This window comes from Candidatus Purcelliella pentastirinorum, assembly GCF_003391335.1.
GTDB lineage: Bacteria > Pseudomonadota > Gammaproteobacteria > Enterobacterales > Enterobacteriaceae > Purcelliella > Purcelliella pentastirinorum.
The window spans coordinates 268,048-281,056 of record NZ_CP028374.1 but is presented as its reverse complement, the minus strand read 5'-3'; the positions used below and the strand labels follow the sequence as shown (position 1 = coordinate 281,056).

Below are 13,009 nucleotides of genomic sequence, written 5' to 3'. Positions count from 1 at the left end.
TTTCCTTATAATAATATTGTTTTATTTTTTATTTTTTAGTTTTTTTTGTTTATGATATCAATTATTCTTTTAATTTGATTGTTATACATTTTTTTTTTATTATCTAACCAATTTATATTTTTCCATTTTTTTAACCATGTTATTTGATGTTTAATTAATTTTTTTGTTGCATAAATTGTTTTTTTTTTCATTTGTTCATAATTTAATTCACCTGATATATAAGATAACATTTGTTTATATCCAATACTATTTATTGAAGGTAATTTTTTATTTATATTTTTTTTAAAGAATAGTTTCTTTGTTTCTTTTTCTAATCCTAGTTTTAACATTTTTTCTAATCTATCATTAATTTTTAAGTTTAATATATTTTTATCTAATGGTTTAAATGAAAATTGAATTATTTCATATGGTAATTTGTTTTTAAATCCATCATTTATTTTTGTCATTTTTTTATTTGTTATTAAAAATATTTCCAAAGCTCTTGTTATTCTTTTATGATCATTTGGATGAATTTTTTCCCATGATTTGTAATCTATTTTTTTTAATTTATTATGTAAATTGTTCCATCCAATAATATTTGATAATTTTTCAATTTTTTTCCTAATTTTGTAATTTGCTTTTGGTAGAGTAGGAGAAAATCCATTTACTAATATATTAAAATATAACATTGTTCCACCTACTAATACAGGAGTTTTATTTAAATTAAAAATATTGTTTATCGATTTATTTGCATCATAAAAAAATTCTCCTGCTGAGTAAATTTCTGTAGGTTCTTTTATATCTATCAAATGATGTTTGATTTCTTTTAGTTGTTTTTTTGTAGGTTTATTTGTTCCGATATCCATATATTTGTATACGGCTGTGGAATCTACATTTATGATTTCAATTGGTGTAAAGTTACTTATTTTTAGTGATAATTTTGTTTTACCAGAATTTGTATGACCCATAATAAATATTATTTTTTTTTTTTTCATGTTTTATTTTTAATTTTGTTTATATATTTTTTAATATTTATTATTTGTATAAATTTTATTTTCATTTTATTATTTTTTATTAATTTGTTATATTTTTCTAATATTATTAATGCTTTCAATATTTTTTTATGGTCAAAATATTTTTTTATTTTTATAATCGAATATTTTAACCAAAACAATATTTTTTTTAGGTTTATATTTTTTTGTGTATTAATAAATTTTAGTAATTTTATACAAAAATTTTTATATTTATTTGTTATTATTAAAGGTGTTGTATATATTACTATACTTTTATTATCTTTATATAAGTTAATTCCGATTTTTTTTAATAATTTTTTATATTTTTTATACTTTTTATATTTTTTAATTTTTAATCTAATAGGTATTATTAATTTTTTAATTTTATATTGATTAATTAAATTTAATTGTTTTATTTGTAATACTTTTATTAGATTTATTAAGTTTACTAAAAAAATTTTATTTTTATATTTAATAATTACATGATTTTTATTTATTTTGGTTAATAATTTTATTTTTTTAAGTTTTTTTATTTTTTCTTTTATCAATGATTTATTAATTAGTATTTTTTCTATTTTTAGTTTATTGTTTAAGTTTATTTTTTCTATTTTATTTTTTTTTTTATGGATATATTTTTTATCCATTTTAAATTTTATTTTATTTGTTATAGCATTATATATTGTATAATAAATAATTAGAGGGTTTTTAAAGTTTATTTTATATTTTGATGGATGTATATTTATATCTATATCTTTTGTATTTATTTTTATATATATTATATATGATATTTTTTTATTTGAATTTAATATTTTTTTTTGTATTTGTGTAATGGTATTTTTTATAATTTTATTTTTTATTAACCTATTGTTTACATAACAATATTCAGTTTTTTTATTTGTGTGTTCTAAATATATCCAACCAGTAACTTTTACATTTTTATGTTTGTATTTTATTTTTTTTTTATTATTTAAAAATTTTTCACCTAATATATTATTAATTCTATTTTCTTTATCTTTTATATTTAATGCAATTTTGTATTTTTGTATAATTTTATTATTATTTATTAATAAAATATCAATATCAAATTTTGATAATGCTATTTGTTTGATAATATCATTTATATATAAAAATTCTGTTCTTTCTGATTTTAAAAGATTTTTTTTAATAGGAATATTATAAAATAAATCTGATATTTCAATCGTTGTCCCCATTGGATGAGCAATTGGTTTTAAGATATTTGATATTTTACCTCCTTCTGCATAAATTTGCCATCCTACATTATCTTTTGACGTTTTTGAAATTAGTGATATTTTTGATACTGCATTTATACTAGCTAGTGCTTCTCCCCTAAAACCAAATGTTTTTATTTTTTTTAGATCTTTTATAGTATTAATTTTGCTTGAAGTGTATCTTTTTAATGCTATTGATAATTCATTTTTATCTATCCCTTCTCCATTGTCTTGTATACGTATTAATTTTTTTCCTCCATTTTTTATTTCTATTTTGATAAATGTAGCATTTGCGTCTAAACTGTTTTCTATTAATTCTTTTACTACTGAAAAAGGTCTATGTATTACTTCACCAGCAGCTATATACCTTGATAATTCTATAGATAAAAGTTTTATTGACATTTTTTTAAAATTAATTTTCTATGAGCAATATTAAGTTTTATAATTTATATAGTATTAATATTATTATATAATCAATATATATTTTTTATTTTGGTAAAATTATTATTATTAATTAATTTATTTATTATTTTTTTTCCTATTAAAGATTTATATTTTATTTTCGCTTTTCTATAATTATCAATATATGATAAATCAATATTTATATCTGGTTTTTTTATATATTTAATACCATTTTTCGGCCATTCTATTAAACAAATAGAAGATTTTTCAATATATTCATTTAACCCAAGTATTTCTAATTCATGTATATTATTTATACGATATAAATCTATGTGTAATAAAATAATATTTTTTATATTGTATTTTTCAATTATTGTATATGTTGGACTTTTTATAATTTTATTATATCCCATTTGTTTTATAAATGCTCTTATTAATGTTGTTTTACCCGCTCCTATTTCACCATTTAAGTAAATTATAATTTTATTTTTAAAACATATATTTGATAATTTTTTACCTAGCAATGATGTTTGTAATTCGTTTATTAATTTTATTTTATATGTGCACATATACTTAAGTTTTTTTTATATTAAATTAAAACTCTTATTTTAATAATATGAATTATTATTATTTCATTTTTTAATCTATATATTTATTATTTTTAATTAATAATTGTGTTTATTTAATTTTTTTTTATAATGTAAAAAACGTATTTTTATAGAATTTTAGTTCTTTTATTGAATTTTTTAGATCTTGTTTTGCTCTATGTTTATTTTTATATTTTATATATTTTGTAATTTCTGGTTTCCAACGTTTGGCTAATTCTCTAATAGAACTTACATCTAGATATCTATAATGGAAATATGATTCTAATTTTGGCATATATTTATATAAAAAACGTCTATCATTACCTATACTATTACCGCATATTGGTGATATATTTTTTTTTATCCATTTTGATAAAAATTCAATTGTTTTTTTTTCTGCATATTGTTCATTAAAATTACTATTTTTTACTATTTTTATTAATTTATTTTTTTTGTGTGTTTTTTTATTCCAATTATTCATAGAATCTATTATTTTTTTTTTTTGTTTAATAATTATATTAGGTCCTTCTGCTAAAATTTTTAAATTAGAGTCTGTTATTATTGTTGCAATTTCTAAAATACGATCAATTTCAGGATTTAATCCAGTCATTTCTAGATCTATCCAAATTAAATTTTTTTTATTTAACATTTATTTTTCTTATAAAATATTTTTTTATATATATATAGCATATATTTTGTAAAGATATTATAATTTTAGTTTGTTAAATATTAGTTAAAATTTTTTATGTAATATATTTTATTATTTTATATTAAATTTGTTTTGGAGAATTAATTTGTTTTTTTATATTAAATATTTTTTAAATATATTTTTTTCTATTAGATGTTTTACTAAATTTGCTGGATGGTTATCTAATAAAAAACTCGGTATATTTACAAGTATATTTATAAAAATTTTTATTTGGTTTTACAAAATTAATATTTTAGAATTTGAAATTCAAAATATATCTCATTATAATACTTTTAATGATTTTTTTACAAGAAAATTATTAAGAAAATTTAGACCTATAGATTTTAATATTAATTCTTTAATTTTTCCAGCAGATGGTATTATTAGTCAATTTGGAATAATTAAAAATGATAGTTTAATTCAAGCAAAAAGATTTTATTTTTCTTTAACATCTTTATTAGCTGATAATATTATTATGGCGAATAAGTTTATAAATGGTAGTTTTTTAACTATATATCTTCCACCGTATACCTGTCATCGTATTTATATGCCATGTGATGGATTGTTAAGAGAAGTAGTGTATATTCCTGGTAAATTATATTCTGTAAGTTTTTTTTCTATGAGAAGTTTGCCAAATTTATTTATTAAAAATGAAAGAATGATTTTTTATTTTGACACTAAATTTGGTTTATTAGCACAAGTTTTAATTGGAGCTTCTCTTGTTGGTAGTATTGAAACTATTTGGTCTAAAATTATTAATTTTAATAAAAAGGATGGTGTGGTAAAACGGTGGATTAATAATTCTCTTGATATTAATACAAGATTTTATTTATTAAAAGGTGAAGAAGTTGGTTATTTTAGGTTAGGTTCTACAATAATAAATTTATTTCCATTTAAAAAAATTAAAGTAGAAAAAAATATTTTTGTGAATAAAAATGTTAATTTTGGAAGTGTTATGGGAAAAGGAAATATTATAAATAATAATATTTTGAATGATTGTTTAAAATAGAGTTATATAATAAAGTGTTTTTAAATTTTTTATTATTTTTTATTATTTTTATTAATGTTTCAGTTTTTGCTGATTGTACTCCGAATATTTCTTATATTAAGCAAAAATTAGAATTTGTAAAAATATCTAATAATTTACCTTATAAAAATGAATTAATTTTAACATTACAGATGACCCTTAATTTCTTAAATGAACGTCAATATTCTATTGAGCGTATAAATAGATATCATCAAATAATTACTGATTTTCCTAATTTAAAAAAAATATTATATCGTAAAATTATTAATATTTCTGATATAAATTTTTTTGATAATTATACTAATTTAAATGATTTGAATCGTGAAATTATTCAAACAAACCAACAGTTGTTAAAAGAAAATAGTATTATGGAACGTGCACAGCAAAAAATTCAAAATATTAATGAATTTTTATTATTATTTCCTAAACAGTTATCTAAAGCAAAATTATTTATTAATAAGTTTGATTTTTATTATCATTTGGATGATCAAAAAGTTAGTTTTTTAAGTGAGGCTAAAAATTTTGCTAATTGTGCTAAGTATTCGGCACAAAAAGCTCTTGTCAATGAATTAGATATGGCACAATTATCTGCTAATAATCGTCAGGAATTAATACATATTAAATTTGAATTACATAAAAAAAAATTTGATAAATTACATGGTCATTTAAAGATATTATATAGTAAACTTAATAAGTTTATAGTATTTGAAATAAAAAAAGTATTTAGTAAAATAATAAAATTAATTGACGATTATAATGATAAATTATCTAATTTTATTAAAGATTATTTTGTTTTAAATAAAAAATTATTTGTATCCTTAAATAATCAGTTTAAAAAATTGAATATAATTTTTATTAATCAAGATGTTATTCATGATAAACTTTTTGAATCACGTCAGATATTATTTACCATAAAAGAACAATCTCAATGGTCTAATTTTTCTAATGTATTTAATGAAACTTTAAGAAGTCAAGTTGCTAATTTATCTAAATTTTTTAAATTATCTCAATTTGACAATGAATTAGGTGAGGTACGTGTTCAACGTCTTTTATATGAAAATTTATTAAATCAATCAAAACAAGATTATAATAAAAATAGTAAGTTTTTTTTAAAGAGATATCACGATATTTTTGAAATTCAATTTAAAATTAGAAAAAAAATACTTAATTATTTGATTGCTGGTTGTGATAATTATATTATTGAAATAATTAAATTAAAGATAATTACAGCTAAATTACAAGATATATCGGAAGAAATTAAGGAATCTGTACATAAATATTTTTATTGGACAGCGGATGCCAATCCAATTGGTATTAATTATTTTATAGATATTTATCATAGTTTTATTGAATTTATATCTGCTGATACATTTATTCAATTAGTTAGTGCTTTTTTATTAATGTTAAGTAATATTAAAACTTTATTTCCAATTTTAATATCTTTATTATTTATTTTAATAAAAATTATTAATAATAAAAATTATGATAAGTTTCTTAATTATTCTTCTATGTGTATTGACAAGGTAACTAAAGATCATTTTAGTTTAACATTATATGTTACTTTTTTATCCATATTATCAGCTTTACCTACTTTATGTTTTTGTATTTCTTTAGGGTTAGGTTTTCAATATGCTTGGTCATATCCTATTGCAGTTGCTTTAGGTAACGGTATTATTACTATGATACCATTGTTGTCTGTTTTTATGATTAGTGCTAAATTTGCTAGATTTAATGGTTTATTCATAGTTCATTTTAAATGGCCTTTATCTAGAGTTAATAGTGCCATGAAATATTATTTTTTAACAATAGGTATAATGATTCCTTTGATGATTTTATTATTTACCTTTAATAATTTGAATGAACATTTTTATTACGTAACTTTAGGAAGGTTTTGTTTTGTTTTATTTTGTATGATTTTAAGTTTCATTACTTATACTTTACAACGTGCTGGTATTTTTTTATATTTGAATAAAAAAGGTACAGGTAAAAGTTTATTTAATAAAATACTTTGGAATATCATGATTTGTATACCCTTGTTAGCTTCTTTAGCTTCGTGTATTGGATATTTTACAACAGCACAAGATTTGTTAATTAGAGTAGAGATTTCTGTTTTTATTTGGTTTTTGTTGTTAATAATTTATTATATTATTCGTCGTTGGATGCTAATACAAAGAAGACGAATTGCTTTTGATAGAGCTAAACAACGACGTACTGAAATTTTATTGCATAGAATAAGAAATGATGAAGATACTGGTGAGATTAGTAGTGATAATCTTGAAATAGATGAATCTTTAATAGATTTGGATACGATTAGTGCTCAATCTCTTCGTTTAGTTAGATCATTATTGACTTTAATTGCATTACTTTCTATTATTGCTATTTGGTTTAAAATTCATTCAGCTTTTAGTTTTTTAGAGAATATAAAGTTATGGGATATAAGTACATCCATTCAAGGTATAGAGAATTTAAAGCCTATTACGTTAGAATCCTTATTAATTGCTATATTAATATTCGTTATTACTATGCAGTTAGTTTATAATTTACCTTCATTATTAGAGTTAGTTATTCTTCAACATTTGAATTTAACTCCTGGAACTAGTTATGCAATTACAACGTTAACTAAATATTTTATTTTATTTGTTGGAGGAATTATAGGATTTTTTATAATTGGTATTGAATGGTCGAAATTTCAATGGTTAATTGCAGCTTTAGGTGTAGGTTTAGGTTTTGGTTTACAAGAAATATTTGCTAATCTTATATCTGGATTAATTATTTTATTTGAAAAACCAATTAGAATAGGTGATACTGTGACTATTCGTAATCTTACAGGAAATGTTACTTGTATTAATACTCGTGCAACCACTATTACTGATTGGGATCGTAAAGAAATAATAATGCCTAATAAAGCTTTTGTTACAGAACAATTTATTAATTGGTCTCTTTCTGATTCTGTTACAAGAATAGTCTTATATATAACTGTTGATGTTATTTCTAATACTAAATTAGTTATAGATATTTTAAAAAGATCTGCGTTTAAGTGTAGTTATGTGATAAATATTCCTAAACCAGAAGCATATTTAGTGGATTTACAATATGGTGTTCAGTTATTTGAATTACGAGTACATGTTGCTGAAATGGGTCATAGAATGCCTTTAAGAAATATGTTAAATTATCTTATTTTAGAAGAATTTAAGAAGAATAATATTAGTGTTCCTTTTGTTATATTTCATATTAAATCATATAATTTTGATATGCATTATTCATAATTTTTTATTTTTTTAATTGATTTAATTTATTTAATTAATTTATTTTTTATTCATACACAGGAAATTTTGTTTTTTCCTGTGATGAATTTATGATTAAAATTTGTAGCTCATACCTATTGCAAATATGTTATAAGTTGAATCTTTGTATAAAGAATCAAATGTATTATTATCCTTAATTAAATTAATTCTATAATCTGCATATGCTGATATATTTTTATTTATATCGTAAATAGCACCTAAGTTTATATATTTATCTATTATTAAATTATTATTAGAAAATTCTATTGCATTATAGTTATTTGTTTTTCTTTGCAAGAAAGATATTGAAGGGTAAATATTATTGAATTTATATTGTGCTATAAGTTCTATATTTTTTGTTTGTTTTGAATGAGAAGTATTATATAATCTGTGTAAGTTTCTTGTATTACCATACATAGCACCTACATAAATATTATTTTTATCATATTTCAACCCTAGCACATAAGCAGTGGCTTTATTTCCATTATTATCTTCTTTTTGAATATCTGTTCTATTTATTCTAAACCAACTACCTATAGTACTTAATCCTATATCGGATTTATATTCTAAAGAACCTCCCCATCCATTGCAATTTTTTTCTTCTTCTAAACGATCGTATAGATTTTTCCCTGCATATTGTATAGCAAAATTTACTCCTTTAAGGTAACCAAATAAATCTTTATTTCTATATGTTAGTAAACTTGTTGAACGCCCTGTAAGGTAATTATCGTTATCTTTTATTGTTAGAGTATTTTCTACAGGTGATTTATCTGTATATGAGAGAGCATCATATAGTATTCCGTAATTACGACCATAATCTATTGATCCCCATTTTTTAAAATTTAAACCTGCATATGCTAAACATGTTTCTCCATTAAATAATCTATATTGGTTTTCTGTGAAATTAGTATGAAAATTGTATAACCATGTAGAGTACCCGGTTATATCTTTTGATATAAAATGTTCATTTTTTACACCTAATTTTGTATATGATTTATCGCCCTCATTATATTCATCTTTACTGTATTTTCTTAATATATTAATATTACCGTAAATATTGGTTTTATTACCATTTTTATTATAAATTTCTATTGCATTAACTATATTACTCATCATTAATGAAATAATTAAAATTTTTGTGATAATATTGTGTTTTATCATTCTTATTACCTCTCATGGTAATTATATAAGTTTTTTATTTTATGTATATCTGTGAGATCAAATATACATTTTCAATAGATTTTATTTTACTAAAATTTTATTTATTTGTCTAAAATATTTTTATTATTTTATATTTTAAAAATTAGCATTTTTAGGTGTTCTTGGAAATGGGACAATATCTTTTATGTTTGTTACACCTGTTATAAAAGATATTAATCTCTCTATACCCATGCCAAAACCAGCATGTGGTATAGTTCCGTATATTCTAAGATCTCTATACCACCAATATTTTTTTTTATTTAGTTTTGATTCTTTTATTCTTTTATCTAAAATTTTTATTCTTTCTTCTCTTTCTGATCCACCTATAATTTCTCCAATTCCTGGCATTAAAATATCCATTGATGATACTGTTTTATTATCTTTATTTAGTCTCATATAAAATGGTTTTATTTTTTTTGGGTAATTGGTTATTATTATTGGGGTTTTAAAATATTTTTCGGTTAAATATTTTTCATGTTCAGTTGACATATCGATTCCCCAATGTACAGGTAATTTAAAATTTATTTTTGATTTTTTTAATATTTTTATAGCTTCTTTATAATCTATTTGTTCAAAATTAGAAGATATTAATTTATTTAATTTTATTTTATTTTTTATTTTTTTTTTTTCAAAAAAAAATAAATCTTTATCTCTTTCATCTAAAAGTGATTTTGTTATATATATTAGCATGTCAATTGCTAATTTTATTATATCATTTAATTTTGCAAATGCTATTTCAGGTTCTAACATCCAAAATTCTGCTAAATGTTTTTTTGTGTTTGAATTTTCTGCTCTAAAAGTTGGTCCAAAAGCATATATTCTAGATAAAGCGCATGAATAGCTTTCTGCATTTAATTGTCCTGAAACTGTTAAGAAAGTTTCTTTTTTGAAAAAATCTTTTTTGAAAAAATCTTTTTTATTTTGTGAGGATAAAAGGTGATTTTTGTTTAGAGTAGATACTCTAAACATTTTACCATTTCCTTCAGTATCTGTTGTTGTAATTATTGGTGTAGGTATCCAATAAAAACCATGATTATTTAAAAATTTATGTATTTTATATATTATTTTATGTCTTATTCTAGTAATTGCTCCAATTATATTAGTTCTAGGTCTTAAATGTGCTATTTTTCTTAAATATTCCATGCTGTGTTTTTTAGGGCTAATTGGATAAGATGATGGATCTTTAACCCATCCTAATATAGTGATATTTGTTGCATGTATTTCGTATTTTTGTTTTGTTGTTGGAGAATATTTTATTAATCCTTTAACTTTTATAGAACAACCTGTAGTTAATTTTGATATATAATTTTTGTTATTGTAAACGTTTTTTTTTATTATTATTTGTAAGTTTTCCAAACATGATCCATCATTCATTGATATGAATATTATTCCAATTTTTGATGTTCTTTTTGTTTTAACCCATCCATTAACAGTAATGTGTGTTTCAGTTAATAGTTTACCTTCTATTATATGTGTAATGGATGTTATTATCATTTTTATCTCTATTTAATATTTTAAAAATGTATTTTATTTGTATAAATATTAATTATAAATTTTAAGATTTATTTTTATTATTTTTTTATTTGTTTCATGATTTAATATTAAATTTATTATTACATTTAATTATTTTTATTACAATATTTAATGATTTTATTTAATTAATTTATATTTTTTTATATAAAATATTAAGTTGTTATTATAGTAATGGATGAAAAAAAAATAATAATCTTTCCATTAATTTATACCAATATGACCTTTTATCCCATTTTTTTAATTTTAATTTTTTTGATAATTTTATATATTCTTTTTGAATATTTGATAAATTTTTACTGAAATTACTATCATCTATTGCCAATGTTATTTCGAAGTTTAACCATAAGCTTCTCATATCTAGATTTGCTGTTCCAACAAAACTTAATTGATGATCTATCAATATACTTTTAGTATGTAATAATCCTTTTTTAAATTGATATATATTGACTCCAGAAGAAAGTAAATCAGTGAAAAAGTATTTACTTACCCAGTTTACTAATATAGAATCGTTATAGTAAGGAATTATAATGTTTACTTTTACACCTCTTTTTGCTGCACTGCAAATTGCATTTAGTAGATCATCGCTAGGAACAAAATATGGTGTAGTTATATTTATTTTTTTCGTTGCTGAATAAATAGCTGTTAATAATACTTGATGTATAATATCTTTTGAAAATCCTGGTCCTGACGCTATTATTTGTACTCCGTTTAAATATTTTTTATTATGTGAAATTTTGTTTTTATTAGATATATTCGGTAAAATTTTTTTTCCTGTTTCTAATTCCCAATCGCAAGCGTATATTATACCTATGCTTATAGCTATTGGTCCTTCCATTCTTACCATTAGATCTATCCATTCACCTATTCCTATATTTCTTTTAAATAATTTGGGATCTACTAAATTCATGCTTCCAGTATAAGTTATGTAATTATCTATAATAATTATTTTTCTGTGTTGTCTTAAATCTATTCGTCTTAAAAAGATTTTTAAAATATTTATTTTTAATGTTTCTACTATTTCAATTCCGGCATCTTTCATTATTTTTACCCATGGGCTACGAAAGAATATAGAACTACCTGCTGAATCTAACATTAATCTACAATGTATTCCTTGACATGAAGCAATTATTAATGCTTCTGCTACTTTATCAGCTATTCCTCCTGGTTGCCAAATATAAAACATTATTTCAATATTATTTTTTGCTGATGATATATCTCTTATTAGTTTTTTTATTATATTATTTGTTGAAGTAAAAATTTTTAATTTGTGAACTTTTGTTCCTGGAATTCCTTGTATATTTTTACATAATTTAAATATTGAAGTTGCAATATAGCTATTTTTGTTATTGAAAATTGTTTTATTGCAATCTATATTGTTTATCCAGTTAACTCCGTATAACCAAATTTTATATAAATTTGATGTTCTTTTTTTACCTACATTTAATTCACTTAAAAATATATAAAATAATATACCTATTATTGGTAAAATATATACGATTAATAACCACGATGTGGTTGATGATATTGATTTTTTTTTCATTAATATTCTTAATGTAACTAATCCTACTAATATCCAATATACAAATAATATTAATGTATTAATAATTTCGTAGAATTTCATAAATTTATTATAATAATTTTTTAAAATTTTATATTTTTTTTTTTTTTAATTATTATATAATTTATCAATTGTTTAAATATTATATTTCTTTTATTTTATTTTTTTTTATATTAATTAGATTATTATTATAAATTTAATAATTTAATATTTATTGATTTAATATTTAGTTTTAATTTTAATATATTAATAATTAATATTTTTATTTTGTTTTAGAATATTTTTCATATATTTTTTATTTTTAAATTTTGATATTTTATTTTTTATTGAAATTAATAAATTTATAATAATAAAATTAGTTTTTTAATTTTATTTTAAAGTTTTATATATTAATTTTTTTTATTAGTTTTAATTTGATTAATATTGAGTATTATTTTAAAGATAAATAAATTTAGTAAAAAAATTTATTTTTAGTATGTTAGATTTATTAAGTTAATTTTACTTAATTT

At 19.9% G+C, this 13,009-nt stretch carries 9 protein-coding genes; 2 read left to right on the top strand and 7 right to left on the bottom strand.

The genetic code is table 11. From position 1 onward, the window contains the following. Positions 1-35: 35 nt before the first annotated feature. The 4 genes from miaA to orn all read right to left on the bottom strand — a co-directional run bounded on the left by miaA (position 36) and on the right by orn (position 3,859). Complete coding sequence (miaA, locus tag C9I82_RS01365; RefSeq protein WP_115956066.1) at positions 36-974, bottom strand: tRNA (adenosine(37)-N6)-dimethylallyltransferase MiaA; 939 nt, start codon at positions 972-974, stop codon at positions 36-38. Continuing rightward, positions 971-2,623: a DNA mismatch repair endonuclease MutL gene (mutL, locus tag C9I82_RS01360; RefSeq protein WP_115956065.1), complete on the bottom strand. Its 1,653-nt coding sequence runs from the start codon at positions 2,621-2,623 to the stop codon at positions 971-973. The genes miaA and mutL overlap by 4 nt, the downstream gene beginning before the upstream one ends. 71 nt (positions 2,624-2,694) lie before the next feature. Next, entirely contained in the window at positions 2,695-3,192 is a 498-nt protein-coding gene (gene tsaE / locus C9I82_RS01355; protein ID WP_115956064.1) for a tRNA (adenosine(37)-N6)-threonylcarbamoyltransferase complex ATPase subunit type 1 TsaE, read from the bottom strand. A 124-nt stretch (positions 3,193-3,316) separates the two neighbouring features. Beyond that, positions 3,317-3,859, bottom strand: a complete 543-nt coding sequence (gene orn / locus C9I82_RS01350) for an oligoribonuclease (RefSeq protein ID WP_115956063.1) — start codon at positions 3,857-3,859, stop codon at positions 3,317-3,319. A 145-nt stretch (positions 3,860-4,004) separates the two neighbouring features. On the opposite strand from orn, the gene asd reads away from it, so the two are divergent. Both asd and mscM read left to right on the top strand, forming a co-directional pair. Further along, positions 4,005-4,907: an archaetidylserine decarboxylase gene (gene asd / locus C9I82_RS01345; protein WP_162859728.1), complete on the top strand. Its 903-nt coding sequence runs from the start codon at positions 4,005-4,007 to the stop codon at positions 4,905-4,907. 14 nt (positions 4,908-4,921) lie between these two features. Continuing rightward, positions 4,922-8,191 carry a miniconductance mechanosensitive channel MscM gene (mscM, locus tag C9I82_RS01340; protein WP_162859727.1) on the top strand — a complete coding sequence of 1,090 codons (3,270 nt, stop codon included), beginning with the start codon at positions 4,922-4,924 and terminating at the stop codon, positions 8,189-8,191. A 93-nt stretch (positions 8,192-8,284) separates the two neighbouring features. Here mscM and C9I82_RS01335 read toward each other — a convergent pair whose 3' ends face one another. The 3 genes from C9I82_RS01335 to cls all read right to left on the bottom strand — a co-directional run bounded on the left by C9I82_RS01335 (position 8,285) and on the right by cls (position 12,563). Next, positions 8,285-9,370 carry a porin gene (locus tag C9I82_RS01335; protein ID WP_115956060.1) on the bottom strand — a complete coding sequence of 362 codons (1,086 nt, stop codon included), beginning with the start codon at positions 9,368-9,370 and terminating at the stop codon, positions 8,285-8,287. A gap of 135 nt (positions 9,371-9,505) precedes the next feature. Next, positions 9,506-10,903 (bottom strand): asparagine--tRNA ligase, encoded by a 1,398-nt coding sequence (asnS, locus tag C9I82_RS01330; protein ID WP_115956059.1) that lies wholly within the window; start codon positions 10,901-10,903, stop codon positions 9,506-9,508. Positions 10,904-11,105: 202 nt separating this feature from the next. Continuing rightward, on the bottom strand, positions 11,106-12,563 hold the full coding sequence (gene cls / locus C9I82_RS01325) for a cardiolipin synthase (RefSeq protein WP_115956058.1): 1,458 nt from the start codon (positions 12,561-12,563) through the stop codon (positions 11,106-11,108). Positions 12,564-13,009 lie beyond the last annotated feature (446 nt).